This window comes from Streptomyces sp. NL15-2K (assembly GCF_030551255.1).
In the GTDB taxonomy this organism is placed as follows: Bacteria; Actinomycetota; Actinomycetes; order Streptomycetales; family Streptomycetaceae; genus Streptomyces.
This window is the reverse complement of sequence record NZ_CP130630.1, coordinates 2,232,050-2,258,064: the sequence shown is the minus strand read 5'-3', so window position 1 is coordinate 2,258,064 and position 26,015 is coordinate 2,232,050. Positions and strand designations below refer to the sequence as shown.

22 protein-coding genes and 1 pseudogene are annotated in these 26,015 nt (G+C 71.6%); 19 read left to right on the top strand and 4 right to left on the bottom strand.

The window, feature by feature from the left end; all coding sequences use genetic code 11:
- Positions 1-9: 9 nt before the first annotated feature.
- From argH to Q4V64_RS09610, 4 genes are all read left to right on the top strand, one after another.
- Positions 10-1,443, top strand: a complete 1,434-nt coding sequence (argH, locus tag Q4V64_RS09625; RefSeq protein WP_124443722.1) for an argininosuccinate lyase — start codon at positions 10-12, stop codon at positions 1,441-1,443.
- Positions 1,444-1,634: 191 nt separating this feature from the next.
- Positions 1,635-2,606 (top strand): aldo/keto reductase, encoded by a 972-nt coding sequence (locus tag Q4V64_RS09620; RefSeq protein WP_124443723.1) that lies wholly within the window; start codon positions 1,635-1,637, stop codon positions 2,604-2,606.
- An 82-nt stretch (positions 2,607-2,688) separates the two neighbouring features.
- Complete coding sequence (locus tag Q4V64_RS09615) at positions 2,689-3,267, top strand: TetR/AcrR family transcriptional regulator (RefSeq protein ID WP_253267291.1); 579 nt, start codon at positions 2,689-2,691, stop codon at positions 3,265-3,267.
- Positions 3,212-4,861 (top strand): MFS transporter, encoded by a 1,650-nt coding sequence (locus Q4V64_RS09610; protein ID WP_348540797.1) that lies wholly within the window; start codon positions 3,212-3,214, stop codon positions 4,859-4,861. Before Q4V64_RS09615 ends, Q4V64_RS09610 begins: the two co-directional genes overlap by 56 nt.
- A gap of 154 nt (positions 4,862-5,015) precedes the next feature.
- On the opposite strand, the gene Q4V64_RS09605 is transcribed toward Q4V64_RS09610, so the two are convergent.
- The gene (locus tag Q4V64_RS09605; protein ID WP_306308380.1) at positions 5,016-5,750 is read right to left on the bottom strand and encodes a lysophospholipid acyltransferase family protein; all 735 of its coding nucleotides are present in this window, start codon (positions 5,748-5,750) and stop codon (positions 5,016-5,018) included.
- 295 nt (positions 5,751-6,045) lie between these two features.
- Between Q4V64_RS09605 and Q4V64_RS09600 the strand changes: the two genes are divergently transcribed.
- The 3 genes from Q4V64_RS09600 to Q4V64_RS09590 all read left to right on the top strand — a co-directional run bounded on the left by Q4V64_RS09600 (position 6,046) and on the right by Q4V64_RS09590 (position 8,335).
- The gene (locus Q4V64_RS09600; RefSeq protein ID WP_124443727.1) at positions 6,046-7,215 is read left to right on the top strand and encodes a glycerophosphodiester phosphodiesterase; all 1,170 of its coding nucleotides are present in this window, start codon (positions 6,046-6,048) and stop codon (positions 7,213-7,215) included.
- A gap of 73 nt (positions 7,216-7,288) precedes the next feature.
- Entirely contained in the window at positions 7,289-7,792 is a 504-nt protein-coding gene (locus Q4V64_RS09595) for a sigma-70 family RNA polymerase sigma factor (protein WP_124443728.1), read from the top strand.
- Between the two features lie 45 nt (positions 7,793-7,837).
- The gene (locus Q4V64_RS09590) at positions 7,838-8,335 is read left to right on the top strand and encodes a GNAT family N-acetyltransferase (RefSeq protein WP_124443729.1); all 498 of its coding nucleotides are present in this window, start codon (positions 7,838-7,840) and stop codon (positions 8,333-8,335) included.
- Here Q4V64_RS09590 and Q4V64_RS09585 read toward each other — a convergent pair.
- Positions 8,325-8,774 (bottom strand): hypothetical protein, encoded by a 450-nt coding sequence (locus Q4V64_RS09585; protein WP_172629480.1) that lies wholly within the window; start codon positions 8,772-8,774, stop codon positions 8,325-8,327. The genes Q4V64_RS09590 and Q4V64_RS09585 overlap by 11 nt on opposite strands.
- On the bottom strand, positions 8,755-9,114 hold the full coding sequence (locus tag Q4V64_RS09580; RefSeq protein WP_124443731.1) for a hypothetical protein: 360 nt from the start codon (positions 9,112-9,114) through the stop codon (positions 8,755-8,757). Before Q4V64_RS09580 ends, Q4V64_RS09585 begins: the two co-directional genes overlap by 20 nt.
- Before the next feature lie 69 nt (positions 9,115-9,183).
- Between Q4V64_RS09580 and Q4V64_RS54875 the strand changes: the two are divergent.
- The 9 genes and pseudogenes from Q4V64_RS54875 to Q4V64_RS09530 all read left to right on the top strand — a co-directional run bounded on the left by Q4V64_RS54875 (position 9,184) and on the right by Q4V64_RS09530 (position 22,047).
- Positions 9,184-9,869: pseudogene (locus Q4V64_RS54875) on the top strand (HAD family hydrolase).
- A 367-nt stretch (positions 9,870-10,236) separates the two neighbouring features.
- Positions 10,237-11,271 (top strand): ATP-binding cassette domain-containing protein, encoded by a 1,035-nt coding sequence (locus tag Q4V64_RS09565; RefSeq protein ID WP_124443732.1) that lies wholly within the window; start codon positions 10,237-10,239, stop codon positions 11,269-11,271.
- Positions 11,268-11,993 carry a methionine ABC transporter permease gene (locus tag Q4V64_RS09560; protein ID WP_124443733.1) on the top strand — a complete coding sequence of 242 codons (726 nt, stop codon included), beginning with the start codon at positions 11,268-11,270 and terminating at the stop codon, positions 11,991-11,993. Before Q4V64_RS09565 ends, Q4V64_RS09560 begins: the two co-directional genes overlap by 4 nt.
- Positions 11,994-12,062: 69 nt before the next feature.
- Positions 12,063-12,890: a MetQ/NlpA family ABC transporter substrate-binding protein gene (locus Q4V64_RS09555; protein ID WP_124443734.1), complete on the top strand. Its 828-nt coding sequence runs from the start codon at positions 12,063-12,065 to the stop codon at positions 12,888-12,890.
- A 149-nt stretch (positions 12,891-13,039) separates the two neighbouring features.
- Positions 13,040-13,678 carry a GNAT family N-acetyltransferase gene (locus Q4V64_RS09550; RefSeq protein WP_124443735.1) on the top strand — a complete coding sequence of 213 codons (639 nt, stop codon included), beginning with the start codon at positions 13,040-13,042 and terminating at the stop codon, positions 13,676-13,678.
- Positions 13,679-13,793: 115 nt separating this feature from the next.
- Positions 13,794-15,023: a precorrin-6y C5,15-methyltransferase (decarboxylating) subunit CbiE gene (gene cbiE, locus Q4V64_RS09545; protein WP_124443736.1), complete on the top strand. Its 1,230-nt coding sequence runs from the start codon at positions 13,794-13,796 to the stop codon at positions 15,021-15,023.
- A 367-nt stretch (positions 15,024-15,390) separates the two neighbouring features.
- Positions 15,391-19,680, top strand: coding sequence for a nicotinate-nucleotide--dimethylbenzimidazole phosphoribosyltransferase (cobT, locus tag Q4V64_RS09540; RefSeq protein ID WP_124443737.1), 4,290 nt, complete (start codon positions 15,391-15,393; stop codon positions 19,678-19,680).
- A 236-nt stretch (positions 19,681-19,916) separates the two neighbouring features.
- Positions 19,917-21,149 (top strand): uroporphyrinogen-III C-methyltransferase, encoded by a 1,233-nt coding sequence (gene cobA / locus Q4V64_RS09535; protein ID WP_124443738.1) that lies wholly within the window; start codon positions 19,917-19,919, stop codon positions 21,147-21,149.
- Between the two features lie 79 nt (positions 21,150-21,228).
- Positions 21,229-22,047: an RNA methyltransferase gene (locus tag Q4V64_RS09530; protein ID WP_124443739.1), complete on the top strand. Its 819-nt coding sequence runs from the start codon at positions 21,229-21,231 to the stop codon at positions 22,045-22,047.
- A 304-nt stretch (positions 22,048-22,351) separates the two neighbouring features.
- Here the strand turns inward: Q4V64_RS09530 and Q4V64_RS09525 are convergent, their stop codons facing one another.
- Entirely contained in the window at positions 22,352-23,752 is a 1,401-nt protein-coding gene (locus Q4V64_RS09525) for a serine/threonine-protein kinase (RefSeq protein WP_172629491.1), read from the bottom strand.
- A gap of 196 nt (positions 23,753-23,948) precedes the next feature.
- Between Q4V64_RS09525 and Q4V64_RS09520 the strand changes: the two genes are divergently transcribed.
- The 3 genes from Q4V64_RS09520 (at position 23,949) to Q4V64_RS09510 (ending at position 25,998) form a co-directional block, all read left to right on the top strand.
- Entirely contained in the window at positions 23,949-24,224 is a 276-nt protein-coding gene (locus Q4V64_RS09520) for a hypothetical protein (protein ID WP_124443741.1), read from the top strand.
- 198 nt (positions 24,225-24,422) lie between these two features.
- Complete coding sequence (locus Q4V64_RS09515; RefSeq protein ID WP_124443742.1) at positions 24,423-24,620, top strand: hypothetical protein; 198 nt, start codon at positions 24,423-24,425, stop codon at positions 24,618-24,620.
- A gap of 433 nt (positions 24,621-25,053) precedes the next feature.
- The gene (locus Q4V64_RS09510) at positions 25,054-25,998 is read left to right on the top strand and encodes an aminoglycoside phosphotransferase family protein (RefSeq protein ID WP_124443743.1); all 945 of its coding nucleotides are present in this window, start codon (positions 25,054-25,056) and stop codon (positions 25,996-25,998) included.
- Positions 25,999-26,015: the final 17 nt, after the last annotated feature.

Here is a 26,015-nt window from a genome sequence, read left to right as displayed (position 1 = left end):
CAAACGCAAGTGAGCAGCAACAGCGGTGACGTACGGCTCTGGGGCGGCCGTTTCGCCGACGGTCCCGCCGAGGCCCTGGCGAAGCTGTCCGCGTCCGTCCACTTCGACTGGCGGCTCGCGCCCTACGACATCGCCGGTTCGCGTGCCCACGCGCGCGTGCTGCGCAAGGCGGGGCTGCTCACGGACGACGAGCTGACGCGGATGCTGGCCGGGCTCGACCGGCTCGAAGCGGATGTCGCGGACGGTTCCTTCGTCGGCACCATCGCCGACGAGGACGTCCACACCGCCCTGGAGCGCGGCCTGCTGGAGCGCCTCGGTCCGGACCTCGGCGGCAAGCTGCGCGCCGGCCGGTCGCGGAACGACCAGGTCGCGACCCTTTTCCGCATGTACCTGCGGGACCACGCCCGGGTCATCGGCGGTCTGATCGCCGACCTCCAGGACGCGCTGATCGGCCTGGCGGAGGCCCACCCGGACGTGGCGATGCCCGGCCGCACCCACCTCCAGCACGCCCAGCCCGTCCTCTTCGCCCACCACGTCCTCGCGCACGTGCAGTCCCTTTCCCGGGACGCGGAGCGGCTGCGCCAGTGGGACGAGCGTACGGCGGTCTCGCCGTACGGCTCGGGCGCCCTCGCGGGCTCCTCCCTCGGCCTGGACCCGGAGGCGGTCGCTCGCGATCTGGGCTTCGAGCACGGCAGCGCCGGCAACTCCATCGACGGCACGGCCTCCCGTGACTTCGTGGCGGAGTTCGCCTTCATCACGGCGATGATCGGGGTCAACCTGTCCCGTATCTCGGAGGAGATCATCATCTGGAACACGAAGGAGTTCTCCTTCGTGACCCTGCACGACGCCTTCTCCACGGGCTCGTCGATCATGCCGCAGAAGAAGAACCCGGACATCGCCGAGCTGGCGCGCGGCAAGTCGGGCCGTCTGATCGGCAACCTGACCGGCCTGATGGCCACGCTCAAGGCCCTCCCGCTCGCGTACAACCGCGACCTCCAGGAGGACAAGGAGCCGGTCTTCGACTCCTGCGACCAGCTGGAGGTCCTGCTCCCCGCCTTCACCGGCATGATCGCCACCCTGACCGTCAACCGCGAGCGCATGGAGGAGCTGGCCCCGGCAGGCTTCTCGCTGGCCACGGACATCGCCGAGTGGCTGGTCAAGCAGGGCGTGCCGTTCCGCGTCGCGCACGAGGTGGCCGGCGAGTGCGTGAAGGTCGCCGAGGCCGAGGGCAAGGAGCTCGAGGAGCTGACGGACGAGCAGTTCGCGAAGATCAGCGCCCACCTGACCCCCGAGGTCCGCTCGGTCCTGAACGTCCCGGGCGCCCTGGCTTCCCGCAACGGTCGAGGCGGTACGGCCCCGAGTGCGGTCGCAGTCCAGCTGGCAGAGGTCAAGGCGGACGTAGCGGCCCAGCATGAGTGGGTCACAGCCAAAGACAAGCGGTAGGGGAACGCCCTCAGGGGCGCGGGGCTGTATCGATTTGCGGCTCCGCCGCGCGGGCGCGACAAGCCACAACGCACCCGCACCCGCCAGAGCACCGCACGAACCGAGCTCTCAGGCGCCCTGCCTTCACCGAAGGTCATCGCGGGTTACGTTGGTCGGAAAGCCGTACCGGAGCCGACCGAACGGAGCCCGCGATGCCCTTCGCACGTCTCGCGACCGCCACGACACCCACCTGCCACATCGGCCTGGGTCTCGCCGCCGTCGGCCGCCCCGGCTACATCAACCTCGGCCGAGACCACGACCTCGGAGAGGACCGCAGCGTCACGACGCTGCGCGACCGCACGCACGAACTCCTCGACGCCGCCTACGCCCAAGGCGTCCGCTACTTCGACGTCGCCCGCTCCTACGGCCGCTCGGAGGAGTTCCTCGCCGACTGGCTGAACGCCCGGCCCGACATCGACGACGTCGTCGTAGGCAGCAAATGGGGCTACACCTACACCGCCGGCTGGACGGCGGACGCCGAGACGCACGAGGTCAAGGACCACAGCGTCCAGACGTACGAGCGGCAGCGCGCCGAGACCGACGAGCTGCTCGGCGACCGGCTCGACCTCTACCAGATCCACTCGGTGACCCCGGACAGCCCGGCCCTCACCGACAAGGAACTCCACGCGAAGCTGGCCGAGGCCGCCGCGCAGGGCCTCACCATCGGCTTCTCCACCAGCGGCCCCGCCCAGGCCGAGGCCGTCCGCGCCGCGCTCGCCGTCACGGTCGACGGCGAGCCCCTCTTCCGTACGGTCCAGTCGACGTACAACGCCCTGGAGACCTCCGCCGCCCCCGCGCTCGCCGAGGCGCACGAAGCCGGGCTCACGGTGATCGTCAAGGAGGCCATGGCGAACGGCCGGCTCGCGGAGCCGCACGCGCCGGACGCGCTGAAGGCCGTGGCCGAAGAAACGTCTCTCGGCTGTGACGCGGTCGCCCTCGCGCTCGTCCTCCGGCAGCCCTGGGCCGGAGTCGTTCTCTCCGGCGCCGCCACCGTCAATCAGCTCGCCTCCAACCTGCACGCCGCCGTCGTCGACCTCGACGAGGACCAGCTGACCAGGCTCGCCGCGCTCGTGGAGGAGCCGGACGTCTACTGGGAGCGGCGCGGGCAGCTGCCCTGGCACTGAGAAAGCCCTGCTGAGTGGCCATGCGTGAGACATGTATGCCCGTAGTGAGACATGCATGTCTCACATGGCCTATGGTTGTCTCATGGCCCTCGATCGTGACCACGTACTGCGCAGCGCCGCAGCGCTGCTGACGCGTAAATCCACCGCGACCATGGACGAGGTCGCCAAGGCGGCCGGGATCAGCCGGGCCACGCTGCACCGCCACTTCGCCGGGCGTGACGCGCTCGTGCGGGCGCTGGAGGCGCTCGGCATCGCGGAGTGCGAGGCCGCCCTGGAGGCGGCCCGCCTGGACGACGGGCCCGCGAGCGAGGCCGTACGGCGGCTCGTGCGCGAGCTGGAGCCCGCCGCCGGGCTGCTCGCCTTCCTCTACACCGAGAACCAACTGTTCGAGGGCGAGGAGCAGCACCCGGGCTGGACCCTGCTCGACGAGCGGATCTCGGCCCTGTTCCGGCGGGGGCAGCTGAGCGGCGAGTTCCGCATCGATCTGACGCCCGCCTGGCTCACCGAGGCGCTCTACGGCCTGCTGGCCTCCGGCGCCTGGATGGTGCAGAGCGGCAAGGGCGCCCCGAAGGACTTCCACCACATGACCGTCGAGTTGTTGCTCGGTGGCGCGCTGCGACGAGACGAACCACAGACACCAGACATCACACAACCCACATAAACCACAAGTTACAGAAGCCACAGAAACCACAGAAACCACAGAAACCACAGAGAGAGGAATCATGACCAGCACCCTGCAGCCGGCGAACCCGACCGAGGCGGTGAAGCGCCCCGGCCGTTGGCTCGCGCTGTCCGTCCTGGTGCTCGCCGTGCTGCTGGTGGCCGTCGACGCGACCGTCCTCGGCCTCGCGACCCCCTACATCAGCGAGGACCTGAAGCCCTCCGGCACCCAGCTCCTCTGGATCGGTGACGTCTACTCCTTCGTCATCGCCGGTCTGCTCGTGTCCATGGGCAGCCTCGGCGACCGCATCGGCCGCAAGCGGATCCTGCTCATCGGCGCCACGGCCTTCGGTGCGATATCCGTCCTCAACGCCTACGCGACGACACCCGAGTTGATGATCGTCGCCCGAGCGCTGCTCGGCGTCGCCGGCGCGACCCTGATGCCGGCCACGCTCGCCCTGATCCGCAACCTCTTCCACGACCCGCGCGAACGCAGCCTCGCGATCGGCATCTGGGGCGCGACCGCTTCCGCGGGCACGGCCATCGGGCCGATCATGGGCGGCTTCCTGCTCGAACACTTCTGGTGGGGCTCGGTCTTCCTGATCAACCTGCCGGTGATGGCGGTCCTCGTCCTCGTCGGCGTCAAGCTGCTGCCCGAGTCGCGGAATCCTCGTCCCGGTCCGTGGGACGCGCTGAGCGTCGCCCTGTCGCTGATCGGCATGCTCGGCATCGTGTACGCCGTCAAGGAGGCCGCCAGCCACGGCTTCACCTGGGAGCCGCTCGCCGCGGGCCTGCTGGGCGCGGGCGCGCTGTACGGCTTCGTACGCCGCCAGCTCACCCTGCCCACCCCGCTGCTGGACATGCGGCTGTTCCGCAACCGCGGCTTCAGCGGTGCCGTCCTGGCCGACCTGCTGACCATCCTCGGCCTGTCGGGGCTGGTGTTCTTCCTCTCGCAGTATCTGCAACTCGTGCAGGGCAGGCGGCCCTTGGAGGCGGGCCTGGCCGAACTGCCCGCCGCCGTGGGCGCGGTGGCGGCCGGTCTGATCGCCGGTACGGCGGCCCGGCGCTTCTCGGTGCGGTCCGTCGTCGCCGGCGGCCTCGCGGCCGTCGGCCTCGCGCTGGCCTCGCTGACCGTGATCGACCAGTCCACGGGCTATCCGCTGCTCGGCGTGGCCTTGCTGGTCGTCGGCGTCGGCGCCGGCTTCTCGTTCACCGTGACCGCCGACGTGATCCTCTCCGGCGTGCCCAAGGAGCAGGCGGGCGCCGCGTCCGCCGTCTCCGAGACGGCGTACGAACTCGGCGCGGCCCTCGGCATCGCCCTGCTGGGCTCGATCGTGACCGGTGTCTACCGCGACTTCACGGGCCCGGCGGGCACACCGGCCGAGGCGCATGAGTCGTTGGGGGGTGCGGTGGAGGCGTCGGTGGGTCTGCCCGCGCAGACGTCCGAAGCGATGCTGGACGCCGCCCGCCAGTCCTTCGTCGACGGCCTGGCGCTCGCGGCGGGCGCGGGCGCTGCGGTCCTGCTGGCCGCGGCGGTGGCGGCCTGGTTCCTGCTGCGCGGACAGCGGCTGGAGGGCGGGGCCGAGCATCCGTGACCACCGAGTCCGTTGCTGAACCGGCATCCGACCGGTCTGGTCCACCTCGGCGACGGAGACACCAACGGCGGGCCGCCCGAGGGACAGCCCGCCGTTGGTCGTACAGAAATGCCGTACAGAAATGCTGTACAGGAATGCCGTACAGGAAAGCCGCTTACGCCGCCTTCGCCTTGGTGGCGTACATGTCCACGTACTCCTGTCCGGACAGCCGCATGACCTCGGTCATCACCGAGTCGGTGACCGCCCGCAGGACGTAGCGGTCGCGGTCCATGCCCTCGTACCGGGAGAACTCCATCGCCTCGCCGAAGCGGACCGTGACCCGGCCCGGGCGCGGCATGCCGGCGCCGCCGGGCTGGATCTTGTCCGTGCCGATGATGGCGAACGGCACGACGGGCGCGCCGGTCATCATGGCCAGCCGGGCGATGCCCGTACGGCCCCGGTAGAGCCGGCCGTCGGGGGAGCGGGTGCCTTCCGGGTAGATGCTGAAGACCTTGCCCTCCTCCAGCACCCGGCGGCCTGTCATCAGCGCCGCGACACCGCCGCGGCCGCCGTCCCGGTCGACCGGGATCATGCCGCAGCCCGTGAAGAACCAGGCCATCAGGCGGCCCTTGATGCCCTTGCCGGTGACGTACTCGTCCTTGCCGATGAAGAAGACCTGACGGTCGCAGAAGAGCGGCATGATCATCGAGTCGATGAAGGTGAGGTGGTTCCCGGCCAGGATCACCGGACCCTCGCCCGGGATGTGCTCCGCGCCCTCCACCTGCGGGCGGAACATCAGGCGCATGATCGGTCCGAGCACTGCCTTGATGAGTGCGAAGCGGGACAACGGGCCCTCCGATGTCAAGAGAACGGCCAGGGAATCTGTATGAGTCTGTGCAGGTGAGGACATTACTCGCGGCCCCGGGGGTCGCGCACATCCGGCACGTCGGGTTCACCGAGGTCTTACGCACCGTTGACCCATGTTTACCTGCGGTGGGTTGCCGTCGCAGGTTGGAAACGCGGCCGGAATGGTGTGACGGAGGTCGCGTACCCCCGGTCGGCGCCGTGAAGCCGACGAAACGTCAGACATCTGTTCCCATACGACATCCGGCGTCACTCGCGTGTTCCGTCGGAGGTCTCCCGTCCGTCATGTACACGCACCTACCATCGGCCCGCACTGACAGGCCGATGGCAGGAGGGCCCTCATGGGAACGCAGGAGTCGAACGAGCAGGCGGGCGCGACCGGACGGCGGGCACTCCTCGGCGCGGCGGTGCTCGGCGCCGGCGGAGCGGTCCTCGGGCTGTCCGGGACGGCAAGAGCCGCCGACGCCAAGCACGTAGGAGGCGGCGGCGTGAAGAGCCTGCCCGTGCCGACGATCATCGGTCACCGGGGCGCCAGCGGCTACCGCCCCGAACACACCCTCGGCGCCTACCAGCTGGCCCTCGACCTGGGCGCCGACATCGTCGAGGCCGGCGACCTGGTGCCCACCAAGGACGGCCACCTCGTCTGCCGTCACGAGCCGGAGATCGGCGGCACCACCGACGTGGCGGACCACCCCGAGTTCGCCGGCCGCAAGACCACCAAGGTCCTCGACGGCGTGTCCACCACGGGCTGGTTCACCGAGGACTTCACGCTCGCCGAGCTCAAGACCCTGCGCGCGATCGAGCGCATCCCGGCCAACCGCCCGCACAACACCCTCTACAACGGCCGCTGGGAGATCCCCACCTTCGAAGAGGTCCTGAAGTGGCAGGACGAGCAGACCCGTAAGCGCGGCAAGCAGGTGTGGATCTACCCCGAACTCAAGCACCCCACCTACTTCCGCAAGCTCGGCCTGGGCCTGGAGGAGCGGGTCGCCAAGGTGCTGCGCAAGTACCGCAAGGACAGGTGGAACGCGCCGGTCATCGTCCAGTCCTTCGAGCCGACCAGCATCCAGCGCCTGAACAAGCTGGTCGACAACCCGCTCGTGGTGCTCCTGTCCGGCGCGACCACCCGCCCCTGGGACTTCGTCGAGACCGGTGACCCGCGCACGGTCGCCGACCTGATCAAGCCGGCCGGCCTGAGGGAGATCGCCTCCTACGCGCAGGGCATCGGCCCGACCCTCGACCTGGTCATCCCGAAGGACGCCGCCGGCAACCTCACCAAGCCGACCACCCTGGTCGCCGACGCGCACAAGGTGGGCCTCGTCCTGCACCCCTGGACCATGCGCAACGAGAATCCCTTCCTGCCCGCGAACTTCCGCAAGGGCACCGACGCCGACGCCTACGGCGACGTCTTCGGCGCCTACCGGGCGTACTTCGCCACGGGCATCGACGGCGTCTTCACCGACCAGCCCGACACCGGCGTGCTGGCCCGCGAGGACTTCGTCAACAGCTGAGCTCCCTGCCCCGATGGGGTGACAGCCGGCCGCCCGGGCAACCCACCGCCCGGGCGGCCGCGTCGCCCCGCACATGACGCACGACCTGCTCACCACCCTGCGCCCCCTGCTCACCGCCGAGGCCTCGGCCGAGGCGCACGCCACCGGAACGGAAGCGGGCGACCTGGAGCAGGCGGTCTGGCTCCGCCTCCTGGAACGCCTCGACGCCGACCGCCCGCCCCTCGACCCGCCCGACTGGCTGCGCCGTGCCGTCCGCGCCGAGTCCCGCCGCAGCCGCCGTACCACCAGACTCGAACGGCCGTACGGCACCGAACCCGCCACCGACGACCTCGGCCCCGAGCAACTCGCCCTCGCCGCCGCCCGCCGCCGCGCCCTGCACGACGCCGTACGGCGGCTGCCCGGCCGCTGTCCCCGCCTGATGGAGGCCCTCCTGTCGCCGAGGGACCTCACATACCGGGAAATCGCGGGGGAGTTGGGTATCTCACAGGGCAGTCTTGGTCCGGAACGTTCCAGATGCCTGGGATGTCTGCGTCGATTGCTCACACCGGAGGTTGCGGCCCGCGGAGCGCGGGGATAGGAGTGAGGGACAACAGGCGATCAGGTGAGCGGGAGGCGTGCGCACATGGGCATGAGCGTGACCATCTCTGCGGCGACCGAGCAGGACGCGGAGCAGATTTTCAGGCTGCAGTACCTGTGCTTCCAGAGCGAGGCGGCGCTGTACGGCAACTACCGCATCGATCCGCTCGTCCAGACCCTGGACTCGGTCCGCAAGGAAGTCGCCTCCGACTGTGTCTTCGTGGCCCGGCTGGGCGACGAGGTCGTCGGCTCTGTGCGCGGCGCGGTGACCGACGACGGCGCCGCGTCCATCGGCAAGCTCTGCGTCCACCCGCGCCTCCAGGGCCACGGCATCGGCGCGCGTCTTCTCCGAGCGGCTGAATCGGCCCTGGTCGAGGAGCGCGGCGCCAAGAAGTTCCGCCTCCACACGGGCCACCGCAGCGAAAGCAACCTGAGCCTGTACCGCCGGGTGGGCTACCAGACGGTGGGGACGTCGAAGGGCGCGGACGGGGTGGAGATGGTCGTCCTCGAAAAGCCGGCGGGGGCTTACGCGGCTACGGCGTGACGGCATCCCCCTGCCGCGCGGCCTTCCGCAACCAGTACATGGCAGACAGCGGCAAGATCACCGGGATGAAGACGTACCCCATCCCGAAGTCGGACCACACGGTCGAGTCGGGGAACGCGGACGGCTCGACCAGCGTCCAGGTGCCGACGGTCAGCACCCCCGCCAGCTCGACACCGCAGCAAACCAACGCCGCCTTACGAGCCGTCTCCCCACCCCGCACCAGCGAGTACGTGATGAACCCGTAGACCAAGCCCGCCACCGCGGACAGCGAATACGCAAGCGGCGCCCGGTCGAACTCGGTCGCGATCTGGTACACGGATCTCGACACCGCCCCGACGACCATCACGCCGTACAACCAGACCAGCAGTATCCCCGGCCCACTGATCAGCCGCGTCGGCTTCTCTTCCGTCACGGCCACTTCAGCCTCTCCAGATGTCATAGAGCCGCACCTCCAGCACCGCCAGCACCACCCCGCCGGCGGCGACCGTCACCGATCCCCACCGCGTGCGCTCCGCCAGCGACATGAACCCCGCCGCCGGCACGCACGCGAACGCCCCCAGCAGATACGCCACGAAGATCGTCGTGCCCTGCTCCGGCTTCTCGCCCCGCGCCAGCTGCACGATCCCGACCACGAGCTGCACCAGGGCCAGCACCGACACCACGGCCATCCCGATGAAGTGCCAGTCCTTGGTCGGCTGACCGCGATAGGCCGCCCAGCCGCACCACGCGGCGAGCACAAGCGCGGCGACGCCGGTCGCGAGCGTCAGGGCATCAAGCATGTCGTGACCCTATTACGGGCCAAAAGACCCGATGCGGCCGACCCCGGCGTGCACCGTAGGGTCTGCCCCATGAAGATCCACGCCCAGGCCCTCCTGTTCGACAACGACGGAACCCTCGTCTCCTCCCTCGCCTCGGTGGACCGCTGCTGGACGCGGTGGGCCGTGGAGTACGGCATCACCGCCGAGGAGTTCGGGCGCGTCGAACTGCACGGACGGCCGGCCGCGGAGATAGCCGCCGACCTGCTGCCCGCCGACGTCGTCCCGGAGGCCGTGGCACGGATCGAGCTGCTGGAGGTGGAGGACGTACCCAACGGTGGCGCGCACCTCCTGCCCGGCACCAAGGCGCTGCTCGACGCGCTGCCCTCCCCCACGCTCGGCTTCGCTCGCGCGGGGGGACCCCCATGCGCTGGGCCGTCGTCACCTCCGCCACCCGGCGGCTGGCCGAGGCCCGCCTCGACGCCGTCGGCATCCTGCCCAAGACCCTGATCGCCGCCGACGACATCACGCGCGGCAAGCCCGCCCCCGAGCCCTACCTGCTCGCCGCCCGCGAACTGGGCGTCGACCCGGCCCGCTGCCTCGTCTTCGAGGACGCCCCGGCCGGCCTCCAGGCGGGCCGCGCCGCCGGAATGACCACCGTGGCATTGACCACAACCCACCAGGCCCACGAGCTCACCGCCGACCTCGTGGTCAAGGATCTGTCGGCCTTGTCCGTCCTGGTCACCGACGCGGGAGTGGAGATCTCCGTCCGCGGCTGAAAGTTGTCCGCCGCTGTCCGGGATGCGGACAGCGGCGCTTTGCCAGGACCGTACGTCTGCTTTACTGATCGCATGACCATCACGAGCCACCGCACCCTTGCGACCGAGGCGACCATGACGCCCGGTGCTCGTTGTCTGTGTCGAATGTGCGCCTTCTAGAGGGCCCCCGCACCACCTGGAGTCTCGCGCCCCGAAGCGAGACGCCGTGGCGTGTCCGTACGCCGTAAGCCGTATGTGACAACCGCCCCCGCGCACATGTTCTCCCCGGTTTCCCATGCCACCGCACGAGAACCGTGACGCGTTCCCGACCGAATGCACCCCTGCCAGGGCACACCCACGCCCTGCGCACGACAGTGACGGAATCCCAGTGATCACCACCTCGGGCCTGACCAAGGTCTACCGCTCCCGCGGCCGCGAGGTCACCGCCCTCGACGGCGTCGATCTCCACGTCCGCGAAGGCGAGGTGTACGGCGTCATCGGCCAGTCCGGCGCCGGCAAGTCCTCGCTCATCCGCTGCGTCAACCTCCTGGAGCGACCCACCGCCGGGACGGTGACCGTCGCCGGGCAGGACCTCACCGCCCTGGCCGGACGCGGCCCGCGCGCGGGCCGGGAACTGCGCCGGGCGCGCAGCCGTATCGGCATGGTCTTCCAGCACTTCAACCTGCTGTCCTCCCGGACCGTGCGGGACAACGTCGAGCTGCCGCTCGAAATCCTCGGCACGTCGGGGAAGGAACGTTCCCGCAAGGCCCTCGAGCTTCTCGACCTCGTCGGTCTGGCCGACAAGGCGGGGGCCTACCCCGCCCAGCTCTCCGGCGGCCAGAAGCAGCGCGTCGGCATCGCCCGCGCCCTGGCCGGTGACCCCAAGGTCCTGCTGTCCGACGAGGCCACCAGCGCCCTCGACCCGGAGACCACCCGCTCCATCCTTCAGCTGCTGCGCGACCTGAACCGGCAGTTGGGCCTGACCGTTCTGCTCATCACCCACGAGATGGACGTCGTGAAGTCGATCTGCGACTCGGCCGCCCTCATGGAGCAGGGCCGCATCGTCGAGTCCGGCACGGTCAGCGAGCTCCTCGCGACCCCGGGCTCCGAGCTGGCCGGCGCACTGTTCCCGGTGGGCGGCGAGGCCTCCGGCGACGACCGGACCGTCCTCGACGTCACCTTCCAGGGCGAGGCCGCCACCCAGCCGGTCATCTCCCAGCTCTCACGCACCTACAACATCGACATATCGATCCTCGGCGCCGCCATCGACACCGTCGGCGGCCTCCAGGTCGGCCGGATGCGCATCGAACTGCCCGGCCGCTACGAGGACAACGTCGTGCCCATCGGCTTCCTGCGTGAACAGGGCCTGCACATCGAAGTCCTGGGCCAGGAGCCCCTGCTGGTGAAGGAAGGTGCCAAGTGACCTGGTCCGAAATGCAGCCCCTGCTGGAGCAGGCGTGTTGGGACACCCTCTACATGGTCGGCTGGTCCACGATCATCGCCGTCGTCGGCGGCCTTCCGCTCGGCATCCTGCTCGTCCTGACCGACCGGGGCGGCCTCCTTCAGAACGTCGTCGCCAACAAGGTGATCGGGCAGGTCGTGAACGTCGCCCGCTCGCTGCCTTTCATCATCCTCATGGTCGCGCTGATGGGCTTCACGCGCTCGATCACCGGGACGACCATCGGCCGCGAGGCCGCCATCGTGCCGCTCGCCATCGGCGCGATCCCCTTCTTCGCCCGCCTGGTCGAGACGGCTGTCCGCGAAGTGGACGGCGGGCTGGTCGAGGCCGTGCAGTCGATGGGCGGCAACACCTGGACCGTCGTACACAAGGTCCTCGTCCCCGAGTCGCTGCCGTCGCTGATCTCCAGCACCACGACCACGGTCGTCGCGCTCATCGGCTACTCCGCGATGGCCGGCACGGTCGGGGCCGGCGGCCTCGGCGACATCGCCATCCGCTACGGCTACCAGCGCTTCGAGACCGAGCTGATGTGGATCACCGTGGCGATCCTCGCCGTCGTCATCTCGGTCATCCAGTTCGCCGGCGACTACGCGGCGCGCTCGCTGCACCGGCGCGGCGGCCGATCGGGCGCCGCGCCCAGGCTCCGCCTGCTGAAGGCGTCCACGGCGCCGAGCAAGACCGTCTGAGTCACCTTCCCCTGATGTCCCCGCACACCCACAGCGGGGTCGCTCCACCCAGAAGGAAAGGCACTTTTCGTGCGTAACACCGCCAAGGTCACCACTGCCGTCCTCGCCGCCGGAACCCTCACCCTCGGGCTCTCCGCCTGCGGCTCGCAGGACTCCGCCGCCTCCGACACCAGCGGTCCGCTGGTCGTCGCCGCGAGCCCCACCCCGCACGCCGAGATCCTCACCTACGTCAAGGACAACCTGGCGAAGAAGGCGGGCCTCGACCTGGAGGTCAAGGAGTTCACGGACTACGTCACGCCGAACACGGCGACCGAGGACGGCTCGGTGGACGCCAACTACTTCCAGAACCAGCCGTACCTCGACGACTTCAACAAGAAGAACGGCACCGACATCGTGCCCGTCGTCACCGTCCACCTGGAGCCGCTCGGCCTCTACTCCCACAAGGTCAAGCGCGCCGACGACCTGAAGAGCGGCGCGACCGTCGCCGTCCCGAACGACAGCGTCAACGAGGCCCGTGCGCTCAAGCTCCTCGACGCGAACGGGCTCATCACGCTGAAGGACGGGGTCGGCAACGAGGCGACCCCCTCCGACATCGCCAAGAACCCCAAGAACCTCAAGTTCAAGGAGCTGGAGGCGGCCCAGACCCCGCGCTCCCTGGACGACGTGGACGCCGCCGTCGTCAACGGCAACTACGCCATCGAGGCCGACCTGTCGCCCGCGAAGGACGCCCTCGTCCTGGAGTCCGCGAAGAACAACCCGTACGGCAACTTCCTCGCGGTCAAGAACGGCAACGAGAAGGACCCGCGCGTGAAGAAGCTCGCGAAGCTCCTCACCTCCGCCGAGGTCAAGAAGTTCATCGAGGACAAGTACGAGGGCTCGGTCATCGCGTCGTTCTGATCCCCGGACGCGTATACCGACGTACCGTCACGCACGGGGTCACCTCCCTCACGGGGAGCTGACCCCGTCGTGCGGTTCGGTGCTCCCATGCTGCATGCTGGGCAGTTCAGCAGGCCCCTGAAGGTTTCCCGACGGTTACGGAGCGGCGCATGACGAGCACCTTCCCCAACATCTCCATCAGCACGGAGCGGTTGGTCCTGCGCCCTTTCGACGAGTCGGACACCGAGTCCTTCGCCGAGATGATGAACGACGAACAGGTCACCGCCTGGACCTCGGTGCCGCAGCCCTACACCGAGGCCCACGCCCGCGACTGGATCACCCGCCGCGCCCCCGCCGAACGGACCGAGGGCCGCGGCATCGTCTTCGCCGTCAGCGAGTTCCTCACCCAGCGACTCGTCGGCATCGTGCACCTCCAGAACACGGACTGGCGCGTCCGCTCCAGCGAGATCTCCTACGTCGTCGCGCCCTGGGCCCGTGGCGAGGGCTACGCCTCCGAGGCCGCCCTCGCCGCCGCCCACTGGCTGTTCCACGACCAGCAGTTCGAGCGCCTGGAGCTGCGCACCGCCGCCGACAACGCCGCCTCCCAGCAGGTGGCCCAGAAGATCGGCTGCATCAGCGAGGGCGTACTGCGCAACGCCTGGATAGCGCGCTCCCGGATGGGAGACGGGGAGTGGACCGACGTCCGTACGGATGTCATCGTCTGGAGCCTGCTGCCGGAGGACCTCGCCGGCGTCGCCGAGCAACTGGCCGACACCGGTGGTTTCACCTCGTACTCGGACTGGAATTGACGCAACCGGGCCGAGCGTGATGAAACCGCTTCCCGGCGCCACCGGGTACCCTCACCAAGCCCACTCGGGGACTTCCCTCCGACCACGTGCGAAGACCTCTGGAGACTGAGAGACGATGGCCGACCGGGTCACGGTGATCGGCTGGGACGGCTCGCCGCTGACCGCCGCGGCACGCGGGGCCCTGGGTGCCGCCACGCTGGTGGCCGGCGCCGGCCACCATCTGGCGCTGCCCGAGGTGCCGCCCGCCGCCGAACGCATCCGCCTCGGCAGTGTTTCCCTCGCCGCCCGCCGCATCGCCGGCCACCGAGGCACCGCGGTCGTGCTCGCCGACGGCGACCCCGGCTTCTTCGGTGTCGTACGGACCCTGCGGGCGCCCGAGTTCGGGCTCGAGGTCGAGGTCGTCCCCGCCGTCTCCTCCGTCGCCACCGCCTTCGCCCGGGCCGGTATGCCCTGGGACGACGCACACGTGGTCGTCGCACACCGACGCACCCTGCGCCGCGCGGTGAACGTGTGCCGCGCCCACACCAAGGTCGCCGTCCTCACCTCACCCGGCGCCGGCCCCGCCGAACTCGGTCTCCTCCTGGAAGGCGTCCACCGCACCTTCGTCATCTGCGAGGAACTCGGCACCACACGCGAACAGGTCACCGTCGTCACCTCCGACAAGGCCGCCGACCACACCTGGCGCGACCCGAACGTCGTCATCGTCATCGGCGGACGCGTCGGACCTGTCGGACCCGGTGGCGCGGCGGACGGCGCCGGCTGGATCGCCGGACGCGACCCGGGTACCGGCCCGCGCGGCTGGGCGCTGCCCGCCGAGATGTACGGCGGTGACCTCGGCGAAGGTGAGGCGGAACTGCTCCGCGCGGCCCAACTCGCCCGGCTGGGCCCGCGCGTCGGCGACCTCGTGTGGGACATCGGCTGCGGCAGCGGCGCCTTCGCCACCGAGGCGGCACGCGCCGGCGCCGCCGTCATCGCCGTGGACCGGGACCTGGCGGCCTGTGCCCGCACGGAGTCCGCCGCCCGCGGCTTCGGGGTGCAGTTGCAGATCGTGCGCGGCACCGCCCCGCACGTCCTGGAGAACCTTCCCGAACCGGACGTCGTCCGCGTCGGCGGCGGGGGAGCGGCCGTGGTCTCCGCGGTCGCCGACCGCCGCCCCCAGCGCATCGTCACCCACGCGGCGACCCGCGACGCCGCCGAACTCGTCGGCCGAAACCTGACCGAGCACGGCTACCAGGTCGAGTGCGCCCTCGTCCAGTCCGTCGAACTCGACACGCGGGCCTGGACGGAGACCGAGCGAAGCGTCGCGTTCCTGCTCAGCGGCCTCTTGCCGGACCGCACGCCCTGACCCTCTGTTCCGTCCCCGTGATCCTGTTGTCGTACTGCGCGCGGTAGGCTGGCCGATCGTTGTACCGCACGCGGACGCCCGGCGCTTCGTAGGCCAATGTCCGGAAAGCACGCCCGTTTTGGGGTGGGTGTGGTACGGCAGAACCGGAGGGCGCGCAACGTGGCGCAGTCCACAGCGGGCCGTCGCGGGTCGAGGTGTCGCGACGGAGCAACGGCCGCGACAATGCCAGTTAATGGCTTTGTCGTCTTTTGGCGTCGGGTCGTTCGTGCCGCTGGGCACGCATGCTCGTTCTTCACTGCGGAGCGGTCGGTGCGCCGTTCCGGATGAGCTGGTCGTAGAAGCACTAACCGATGGGCGAGGGGTACGCATGACCGACACCGGCCAGGTCCCGGGCGAGGGGCTGCCGGAGAACGCAGGCATGGTGGAGCAGCCGGGCGCCCCCGCGCACGGCGCGTACACCTACCTCTCCGAGACCACCGCCGAGGACGAAGACCTGCTGCTCCTGCCCGGCGCTCAGGGCGCGTGGGGCAACGAGGTCCCCCCGCCCGCGCCGGAGCCGGTCGTCGAGGCCGTGCACGAGCCGGGCCCGCACGAGATGTCCGGCCGCGACAGCGGCTCGGTCGACCTCAGCGGGGTCCGCCTCCCGAACCCGACACCGCCGTCGACGCAGGCCCCGCCCCGCCGGCCCCTGCACCTCGGCCCACCCATCCCCGACACCTCCGCGAGCCCGGTCCGCTCCCTCGCCGACCGTGGCGCCGTCGGCGCACCGGTACGCCAGGCCGGCCCGTCGGCCGGCGGCCCCGAGTACCTCGACGTTCCGCAGGCGCGGGAGATGACCCCGCAGGGGGCGGCGCCTTGGGGCGCTCAGACGCAGGGTGCGGTCCAGGCCGTGGTGCACGGTGCGGTCCAGGCACCGGTGAGCACCGAGGCACCGGCTGCCGAAACGGTTGTCCCGGTGGACGGTCAGAGGGTCGAGGCCGTGGCCGCGCCCCAGGCCGCCGAAGCGGCGGGGGCCGCTCAGGCCGCCGTGGCCCGTCTCGCGACGGAGGCGGTCACGGCGACCGCGCCGCGGCCTGCGAAGGCGGGCTTCGCGCCGGAGGGGCAGGGGCAGGGCCACGGGCAAGGCCAGGGCCAAGGCCAGGGCCAGGGCCAGGGCCAGGGCCAGGATGCCGGGTTCGGTGCGCAGTCTCCGGAAGGCCAGGATGTCGTCTACGGTGCGCAGGCTCCGGTGGGTGGCGAGGCCGGAGTGGGCGGTGACGCCGCAGCCGTGGGTGGCGAGGCCGGAGTGGGCGGTGAGGCCGCCGTTGGCGGTGAGGCTGTGGTCGGTGGCGGGGTGGCCCAGGGGGCCGGCGAGACGCAGACACCGGACGCCGGGGAACTGCCGGAAGAAGTGCAGGCGACCGACGCGGGGGAGGTCCCGGGTTCTGGACCGGAGGTCGGTGCCGCTTCCGTGGCCGAGCCCGAGCCCGCTGCGGTGGAGGCGGGGCAGGCCCTCCCTGGGGCGCAGCCCACTGCGGACGCTGGGCAGATGCCGGAGGCCGTCCCTGTTGCGGATGCCGGGCAGATGCCGGAGGCCGTCCCCGTTGCGGATGCCGGGCAGATGCCGGAACCCGTCCACGCGTCGGACGCCGCGCAGGCTCCGGGGTTCGTCCCTAGCCCCGACGCTGTTCAGGGCCCCGAGAACACGCCCGTTTCCGAGGCCGCCCCTGTGACCGATGCCGACGGGACCGCGCCGGGTTCCGAGGCCGTTGCCCCCGAGACCGGGGTCCCTGGAACCGGCCCCGCCCAGGAGGACGGACAAGTTCCCGTTGCCGTCTCCGCCCAGGAGGCAGGGCAGGTTCCAGTTGCCGTCCCGGCCGAGGATGCCGGTCAGGCTGCGGCTGCTGTCCCGGCCGAGGACGCCGCTCACACTCCGGTTGCCGCTCCAGGCCAGGACGCCGGGCAGCTCGCTGAGGCCGCCGTACCCGGTGCCGTACCGGAAGCAGCCCCCGAAACCCCGGCCGTCCCGTCGGCCGCAGAGGCCGTACCGGCTGAACAGCCCGTCGCCGACGTCTCCGCCGCCGTGACCCCCGAGTCCCCCCAGGGCCCGGTGGCCGAGCACGCCGTACCGGAGCAGAACCAGGCACCCGTGCCGGACGCCCAACCCGCCCAAGGGCCGCAGCATGTCCAGGCCCCGCAGCTCGTCCCCGGCCCGCCCCTCGCGCAGGACGCACAGCCGACGCAGGACGCGGCGCCGACCCTCGTACAGCCGGGCACCCCCGACTCCGACACACAGGCCGCAGACGCAGACGCAGACGCAGACGCCGCGGCAGCCCAGCCTGCCGCCGCCTTCGCGCCCCACTCGGCCGTTCCAGCCCCCTCCGCGCCCGACCCGGCGGCGGTCACCCCCGCTCCGGCCGTCGACACCGCTCCCACGCCTCCCGCCCCGGACGCGCACCAGCACCCGGACCCCGCCGCCCAGATCGCCGCGGACGCTCCGACACAGGCACCCCAACCGCCGACCCCCGTCGCGGAGAACGCGCTCCCTCCCGAGGACGCGGCCGCCCACCAGGGCACCCCCACGGACGAGGCGGCACAGGAACCCCCGCACGACCAGTCGGCGCCCGGCCCGAGCGTCCCCGCGCCCGAGGCGCCGATGCCGGAGGCAGCCAACCCGGCGTCCGCCGAACACAGCCACGACCACGCCCCTGGCCAGCCCATGGGCGAGTTCGTCCCGGTCGAGGGCTCGGTGCCGACCACGCCGCACCTCGCGCCGACCCCGCCGCAGTCGATCACCCTCCCCGCACCCCGCGAGGGCGACCCCGACCTCGCACAGCAGGCGGAGGACCTGGACACCCGGGCCGCCGAGCAGGACGACCTGCGAGACCGGCAGGACCAGGAAGAGGAGAGCACGGCCGCTGTGGAAGACGCACGACAGTCCACCGGCCCGGCCGCCCCCGGCTACGACGACGCCGAGCGCGAGGCCGTTCTCAAGGTCATGCGCGAGCGCCGCGACATCCGCAACGGCTTCCGCAGCGACCCGATCCCGCACGAGGTGCTGCTCAGAGTCCTGGAGGCCGCCCACACCGCCCCGTCCGTGGGCCACTCGCAGCCCTGGGACTTCGTCGTCATCCGCTCGGCGGAGACCCGGCGCACCATGCACGAACTGGCCATGCGCCAGCGCGACGCCTACGCGAAGTCCCTCCCCAAGGGCCGGGCGAAGCAGTTCAAGGAACTGAAGATCGAGGCCATCCTCGACACCCCGGTGAACATCGTCGTCACCGCCGACCCCACCCGCGGCGGCCGCCACACCCTCGGCCGTCACACGCAGCCGCAGATGGCGCCGTACTCCTCCGCGCTCGCGGTCGAGAACCTCTGGCTCGCCGCCCGCGCCGAGGGCCTCGGCGTCGGCTGGGTCAGCTTCTTCGACGAGCGCGAGATGGTCCGCGCGCTCGGCCTGCCCGAGCACCTGGAGGTCGTCGCCTACCTCTGCGTGGGCTACGTCGACGAGTTCCCGGACGAGCCCGAGCTGCTGCAGGCGGGCTGGTCCAAACGCCGGCCGCTGTCCTGGGTCGTCCACGAGGAGACGTACGGCCGTCGCGCCCTGCCCGGCGAGGACCCGCACGACCTGCTCGGCGAGACCGTCGCGCAGATCCGCCCGCTGGACGCCAAGGCGCTCGGCGAGGCGTGGGAGCGGCAGAAGCGGATGACGAAGCCGGCCGGCGCGCTCGGCATGCTCGAAATCATCTCCGCCCAGCTGTCCGGTCTGTCCCGCCAGTGCCCGCCGCCGATCCCGGAGCCCGCGGCCGTCGCCATCTTCGCCGGTGACCACGGCGTGCACGCCCAGGGCGTCACCCCCTGGCCGCAGGAGGTCACGGCCCAGATGGTGGCCAACTTCCTCGGCGGGGGCGCGGTCTGCAACGCCTTCGCCACCCAGGTGGGCGCCGAGGTCTGCGTCGTCGACGTCGGCGTCGCCGCCGAACTGCCCGCCACACCCGGCCTCCTGCCCCGCAAGGTCCGCGCGGGCACCTCCGACATGACCACCGGTCCCGCGATGACCCGCGAGGAGGCCAAGCAGGCCATCGAGGTGGGCATCGACACGGCCCGCGACCTGGTGGCGGCCGGCAACAAGGCCCTGCTCACCGGTGAGATGGGCATCGCGAACACCACCGCGTCCGCCGCCCTGATCTCCGTCTACACCGACACGGACCCGGCCGAGGTGACGGGCCGCGGCACCGGCATCAACGACGAGACGCTCGCCCGGAAGACGGAGGTCGTCCGCCGCGCACTCGAGCTCCACCAGCCGGACCCCGCCGACCCGATCGGCGTCCTGGCCGCGATCGGCGGCTTCGAGCACGCCGCCATCGTCGGCCTGCTCCTCGGCGGCGCGTCGTTGCGTACGCCGGTGATCCTGGACGGCGTCAGCGCCGGCGCTGCCGCACTGGTCGCCCGCGCGATCGCCCCCGAGGTCCTCGCGGCCTGCATCGCGGGCCACCGCAGCGCCGAGCCCGGCCACGTGGCCGCCCTCAACAAACTGGGCCTGCGCCCCCTGGTCGACCTGGACCTCCGCCTGGGCGAGGGCACGGGAGCGCTGCTCGCTCTGCCGTTGGTCCAGAGCACGGCGAGAGCGATGCACGAGGTGGCGACCTTCGACTCGGCGGGGGTAACCGAGAAGTAGCGGTTACCGAATCGCGGGCGTGGGATTCCGGGACTGCGGTCCGGGGTCCCTCTGCAGCCTGCCGCGTGGTCCGTGAAGGCAGCCGTTCCGCAGGGCGGAAGGGTGGGCACGGACCACGCACCCGCGGACGGCGACGGTGCCCAGCCACTGACCACCTGAACCGCCACACCCGCCCGCACCGTAAAATCCGCACGTCAGGGCCACCGAGCCGCCGCCGCAAGAGGAGCCGCACCCTCATGGCCGAACACCCCGCCTACCCCGTAGGCCTCCGCCTCACCGGCCGCAGGGTCGTCGTCCTCGGCGGCGGCCAGGTCGCCCAGCGCCGCCTCCCGGCACTGATCGCAGCAGGCGCCGACATCCACCTCGTCTCCCCCGAAGCGAGCCCCTCGGTCGAAGCGATGGCGGACGCGGGCGAGATCACCTGGATGAAACGCCCGTACGCCGAAGGCGACCTCGCCGACGCCTGGTACGCCCTGATCGCCACCAGCGACCCGGAGGCGAACAGGCGAGCCTCCGCCGAGGCGGAGACGCACCGTGTGTGGTGCGTCCGCTCCGACGACGCCGACGCCGCCACGGCCTGGACCCCCGCCACCGGCATCAGCGAGGGCGTAACGGTCGCCGTTCTCACCACGAACGCGCGCGGCCGCGACCCCCGCCACACCGCCGCCATCCGCGACGCGGTCGTCGAGGGCCTGCGCGACGGCACTCTGGTCGCCCCCCACCACCGCACCCGCACGCCCGGCGTCGCCCTGGTCGGCGGCGGCCCCGGCGACCCCGACCTGATCACGGTCCGCGGCCGCCGCCTCCTCGCCGAGGCCGACGTCGTGATCGCCGACCGCCTCGGTCCGCGCGACCTCCTCGCCGAACTGCCCCCGCACGTCGAGGTGATCGACGCGGCGAAGATCCCGTACGGCCGCTTCATGGCCCAGGAAGCCATCAACAACGCCCTGATCGAGCACGCGAAGCAGGGCAAGTCGGTGGTACGCCTCAAGGGTGGCGACCCGTACGTCTTCGGTCGCGGCATGGAGGAACTCCAGGCCCTCGCCGAGGCCGGCATCCCGTGCACCGTCGTCCCCGGCATCTCCAGCTCGATCTCGGTCCCGGGCGCGGCCGGCATCCCGGTCACCCATCGCGGTGTCGCACACGAGTTCACCGTGGTCAGCGGCCATGTCGCCCCCGACGACGAGCGCTCGCTGGTCGACTGGCCGTCACTCGCGAAGCTGACCGGCACGCTCGTGATCCTCATGGGCGTCGACAAGATCGGCAGGATCGCCGAGACGCTGGTCGCCCACGGCAAGTCCCCGGACACCCCCGTGGCCCTCGTCCAGGAGGGCACGACGGCCGCCCAGCGCCGCGTCGACGCGACGCTCGCGACGGTCGCCGAGACCGTACAGGCGGAGGACGTGAAGCCCCCGGCGGTCATCGTCATCGGCGAGGTCGTCACCGTGGGCCCGCCCGCGACCGCGTGAACACGCCATTTGTAACCGCGGGTAACCCAACCCGTCCCGAGCCGTTGGCACCGCACCCAGGACAAGGCAGTATCACCCTGTGGCCGATCTCATCACCGTCGAGGACCCCGACGACCCGCGCCTGCACGACTACACGGGCCTGACCGACGTCGAACTGCGCCGCAAGCGCGAGCCGGCCGAGGGCCTGTTCATCGCCGAGGGCGAGAAGGTCATCCGGCGGGCCAAGGACGCCGGGTACGAGATGCGCTCGATGCTGCTGTCGGCCAAGTGGGTCGACGTCATGCGCGACGTCATCGACGAGCTCCCGGCACCGGTGTACGCGGTCAGCCCGGAGCTCGCCGAACAGGTCACCGGCTACCACGTGCACCGTGGCGCGCTCGCCTCCATGCAGCGCAAGCCGCTGCCCGCGGCCGCCGAGTTGCTCCAGACCGCCCGCCGGGTCGTGATCATGGAGTCGGTCAACGACCACACCAACATCGGCGCGATCTTCCGCTCCGCCGCCGCCCTCGGTATGGACGCGGTCCTGCTCTCCCCGGACTGCGCCGATCCCCTCTACCGCCGCAGCGTGAAGGTCTCGATGGGCGCGGTCTTCTCCGTGCCGTACGCCCGCCTGGACACCTGGCCCAAGGGCCTGGACTCGGTCCGCGAGGCGGGCTTCACGCTGCTCGCCCTCACCCCGGACACCAAGGCCAGGACTCTCGACGAAGCCGCCCCGCACAAGATGGACCGGGTGGCCCTGATGCTCGGCGCCGAGGGTGACGGCCTGTCCACCCAGGCCCTGGTGGCCGCCGACGAATGGGTCCGCATCCCGATGGCCCACGGTGTCGACTCCCTCAACGTGGGCGCGGCGGCCGCGGTCGCCTTCTACGCGGTGGCCACGGGCCGCCCCCAGAGCTAGGGCTCTTCTGATGGATCTCCGCGGCGTCGCGACGCCCGGCACGCTCCCCCACTGCCTTAAAGGCGTGGGAGGTGCCCCCACTCGCCGCACCGGACAAAAGCCCTAGTAGCTCCTCCCCCACGCTCGGCTCCGCTCGCGCGGGGGGACCCCCATCGAGGGCTTCCGCCCGGCACGCCGAGAGCACGCACCGAACGCCGCTCCTTCTCCCACGGAGATCCATCAGAAGGGCCCTAATGCCCCGACAGGCGACGTCGCGGCACTGGTCGCCCCGGTCGAGCGTCGACTCGTACCGCTCGGACATCAGCTACATCAACTGCCCCTTCGGGGGCTCGTAGCCCGGCGATACGTGCGCCTGCTCCTGCCGCTGCTCCCGTACGACGTCGCTGTTGTCGCCGAGTCCTTGTGACGGCCCCTGGCAGCCCTGCGCCGCCGCGATGCCCAGTGCCACGAGCAGCGTCACCACGACGAACACGAACAGCCGCTGACGCAGCAGCCGCGGATTGGCCGGTCGGCGCCCCGTCCCCGTGTTTCTGGGCGCCGGCCGCCCCGTACCGCCGCGCGGCGCGGGGCGGTTTCCGCTGCCGGAACGCGTCGTGTTCCGCGCGGCGGGCGTGGGCCGGGTCGCCCCGGACCTGGACGACGGACTGCCGTTCCGAGAGGCGCTGCCACCCCGGGCCTGGGCCCCGCCCCGCACCGGAGCGGGGCCGCGCGACGGCGTACCACTGCGCGGTGGGGGAGTCCCCGGCGCGCCCTGGGTGCCCTGCTGTCCTTGCGCGCGCCGCTGCGGCGCCCGCTCCGGGTAGGTGTCGGCGAGCCGCCCGGCGGGCCGGTCCGCCTCACCGCCGCGCGGCGCGGGCGGACGCGCGTCCGCGAGTCCCTGGGCCTCCCGGGCCGCGATCTCCTTCAGGCGCAGCGACAGCTGAAGCGTGCTGGGCCGCTCCTCGGGATCCTTCGCCAGACACGCCCGGACCAGCGGAGCCAGTGCGTCCGGTACGCCGTGCAGTTGGGCCTCCTCGTGCACCACGCGGTACAGCATCACCTCAGAGCTGCCGTGCCCGAAGGGCGAGTCGCCCATCGACGCGTACGCCAGCGTGGCGCCCAGGGAGAACACGTCCGTGGCGGGCGTCACCGCGGCGCCGCGCACCTGCTCGGGCGCGAGGAAGCCGGGGGAGCCGACCGCCGTGCCGACGTGGGTGAGCGTCGAGGCCCCGGTCGCCCAGGCGATGCCGAAGTCGATGATCCGCGGCCCCTTGGGGGACAGCAGGATGTTGGACGGCTTCAGGTCCCGGTGCACGACCCCGGCCTCGTGCACGGCGACGAGCCCCTCCGACAGGGCCGCGCCGATCGCGGCGACGTCGGCCGCGCCCAGCGCTCCCTCGCCGGCGACCTTGTCGTGCAGGGAGGGGCCGGGCACGTACTGCGTGGCGAACCATGGACGGTCCGCGTCGAGGTCGGCGGCGACGAGCCGTGCCGTGCACCCACCGCGGATCCGCCGTGCCGCCGAGACCTCACGCGCGAACCGCGAGCGGAACTCCTGGTCCTCCGCCAGATCCGGCCGGATCACCTTCAGCGCGACCCGCTGGCCCTTCCGGTCGGAACCCAGGTAGACAACGCCCATTCCGCCCGCGCCGAGCCGTCTGTGAAGCCTGAACGAGCCGACGACGCGCGGGTCCTCGCGCCTCAGGCGCATCATCGCCATGTTCATCCCCGCTGCCCGGTCCGTGTGACGTGGCACAGCTTACGTTTCCACGGCCCGCTGCGCGCAGAGGCCGCGCCCTCTCGGGGCGATGGATTGTCAGTGCCGGGTGGGACACTTGAAGAGTGGTCAGGGAGTGGGTCGGCAGGCCGACTTCGGCCTGCCGATGATCCCAACCACCCGTCGTCGAAGGGGGATTGGGCCCATGAAGGGTGATCGTGTGGAGATAGTCGTGGATGCCGGGGACACGACGCGTACGTACGAGGTGGTGGCGAGCCGGGCGGGCCGCCGGGTGGAGACGGCGGTGCGCCGGGGCGTGGTGGAAGTGAGCGAAGTCACCCGCAGCGGCACCGTCGTACGGACGGCCCGGTTCATGGCGAACCGGGTCCTGGCGCTGGTCGAACAGCCCATTCCGCGGGAGGAGAGTTCGGAGAAATCGGGGCACAGCGGGCGCCCCCTCCGGGAAGACCCCGAGACGTAGGACTTCGTCTCCACCCAGGGGAGTACTCCGCAGGTCATGGCTCATCCTCCGGGAGGCCCGGCAATCGGTACGAGGGCATGACGCCCGTCGGGGCCCGGCCGCCTAGATTTGAAGTCAAGCGGCGGGTGCAGCACTCGTCCCCCGAGGTCAGACACTCGCCGCTGCCAACCACAACTGAGAACGGTCAGGAGAGGGACCATGGCCCAGACGGCACCGCGGACGATGATCCGCAGGCAGGAGCGCACAGTGTTCCGCCCGCGCCGCACGGGTCGTCGCCACCCGTTGGTGGCGACGCTCATGGCTCTTCCCCTGGCGGCACTGCTCCTCGTCGTCTTCGACGGCTGGGAGACAGTGGCAACACAGGCGTCGTCCGTGGGAGTGATGCTGGGGCGCTGAGCGGCGACCCCAGGCCCGGAAGAGCGGTCCGGGCGGGGACATCCACCCATGAAACCCCGTGGGGACGGGGGTGCGGCGGACGGCAACAATGCCGGCGCAGCTGGGGAGCTGCGCCGGCATTATTTTGCGCCTGAACCGGCGCCGCTCTCGAGGACGTGGTTGCTGTCCGTGAGGGTTCCTCGGTTGTTGGTTGCGGTTCATGCGGGTTGCATGCAGCTGGGGCGGCCGTGTGGCCGTAGCTGCGGGCAGTCGTGCTTCCCCCAGTGCCTTAAGGGCCTGGGGGACCCCCACGGGCGGCACGGGTGGGCGCAGGCGGCGCCCCGTCGGCGCCGGGCTGCGCGAACCGCCCCTTGCACTGACGCCGGACACCTGGCAACTCCGTCCGTGCAACCTGCGTACCCTCGGCGACAGCCCCGTCCGCTCCAGGAGCCCCGTGACCACAAGCCCCCTGCTCTCCGCCCTCACCGCCAGAGCCAAGACCAAGGCCCACTCGACGGCATCCGCCTGTCCCTGTGGAGCAACCGGGACGCTCGCCGACCGCCCCGACGCCACAGTCGTCCGGCACGCCGACACCGTCGCCAAGGCCCACGCCCCGGACATGACCAGGACCGACCTGGCGCCTCGCCTCACCGCCGCCGCCCAGCTCCCCGGCATCCTCCTGCCCCCGCTCAGCCCGACGCCGGTCGACCTGCACGGCCGGCTCGTCACGTTCTGGCCGTACGGCACACCCGTGGACCCGGAAGACCCGGACGCGGCCCCCTGGGAGTCCGCCGCCACCCTCCTCGCCCACCTCCACCGTGCCCCCGCCCCGGCCCCTCTGCCTCCCATGCGCGGCCCCGCCAAGGCGGCCCGGGCCATCGCCCGCCTCCGAGCAACCGCGGCCCTCGCCGCCACTGCCACCGCTCCCGTCCTCCGCGCCTGGTCCACGCTCCCAGCCTGGGCCCGGGCCGAGGCCCCCATGCCGGACAGCACCACTCTCTGCCACGGCGACCTCCACCTCGGCCAGCTCGTACGCCACCCCGCCCCCGACGGCCCCTGGCTGCTCATCGACGTCGACGATCTCGGCGTCGGCGTCCCGGCCTGGGACCTGGCCCGCCCCGCTGCCTGGTACGCCTGCGGGCTGCTCCCGCCCGACGAGTGGGCCCGCTTCCTGGACGCCTACCGTGCGGCGGGCGGCCCGGCCGTGCCCGCGTACGGCGACCCCTGGCCGGCGCTGGACGTCCCGGCCCGCGCGCTCACCGTGCAGACCGCCGCCCGGTCGATCGCCAAGGCCGCCGCGGCAGGCCGCGCCCTGGACGACGTGGAGCAGGCCCTGGTCGACGCCTGTGATCGAATGAGTTCCACCCCGCCGGACTTGGCGCAAGGTTTCCCGACGTAAGGTGCAACCGACCGCAG

Bases quoted from the DNA above. Each gene is read 5' to 3' on its own strand.
- Q4V64_RS09620 (WP_124443723.1), top strand. From the start codon at position 1,635: ATGCCCTTCGCACGTCTCGCGACCGCCACGACACCCACCTGCCACATC.
- Q4V64_RS09615 (WP_253267291.1), top strand. From the start codon at position 2,689: ATGGCCCTCGATCGTGACCACGTACTGCGCAGCGCCGCAGCGCTGCTG.
- Q4V64_RS09605 (WP_306308380.1), bottom strand. From the start codon at position 5,750: ATGTCCTCACCTGCACAGACTCATACAGATTCCCTGGCCGTTCTCTTG.
- Q4V64_RS09600 (WP_124443727.1), top strand. From the start codon at position 6,046: ATGGGAACGCAGGAGTCGAACGAGCAGGCGGGCGCGACCGGACGGCGG.
- Q4V64_RS09595 (WP_124443728.1), top strand. From the start codon at position 7,289: ATGACGCACGACCTGCTCACCACCCTGCGCCCCCTGCTCACCGCCGAG.
- Q4V64_RS09590 (WP_124443729.1), top strand. From the start codon at position 7,838: ATGGGCATGAGCGTGACCATCTCTGCGGCGACCGAGCAGGACGCGGAG.
- Q4V64_RS09585 (WP_172629480.1), bottom strand. From the start codon at position 8,774: ATGACATCTGGAGAGGCTGAAGTGGCCGTGACGGAAGAGAAGCCGACG.
- Q4V64_RS09580 (WP_124443731.1), bottom strand. From the start codon at position 9,114: ATGCTTGATGCCCTGACGCTCGCGACCGGCGTCGCCGCGCTTGTGCTC.
- Q4V64_RS09550 (WP_124443735.1), top strand. From the start codon at position 13,040: ATGACGAGCACCTTCCCCAACATCTCCATCAGCACGGAGCGGTTGGTC.
- cbiE (WP_124443736.1), top strand. From the start codon at position 13,794: ATGGCCGACCGGGTCACGGTGATCGGCTGGGACGGCTCGCCGCTGACC.
- cobT (WP_124443737.1), top strand. From the start codon at position 15,391: ATGACCGACACCGGCCAGGTCCCGGGCGAGGGGCTGCCGGAGAACGCA.
- cobA (WP_124443738.1), top strand. From the start codon at position 19,917: ATGGCCGAACACCCCGCCTACCCCGTAGGCCTCCGCCTCACCGGCCGC.
- Q4V64_RS09525 (WP_172629491.1), bottom strand. From the start codon at position 23,752: ATGAACATGGCGATGATGCGCCTGAGGCGCGAGGACCCGCGCGTCGTC.
- Q4V64_RS09520 (WP_124443741.1), top strand. From the start codon at position 23,949: ATGAAGGGTGATCGTGTGGAGATAGTCGTGGATGCCGGGGACACGACG.
- Q4V64_RS09515 (WP_124443742.1), top strand. From the start codon at position 24,423: ATGGCCCAGACGGCACCGCGGACGATGATCCGCAGGCAGGAGCGCACA.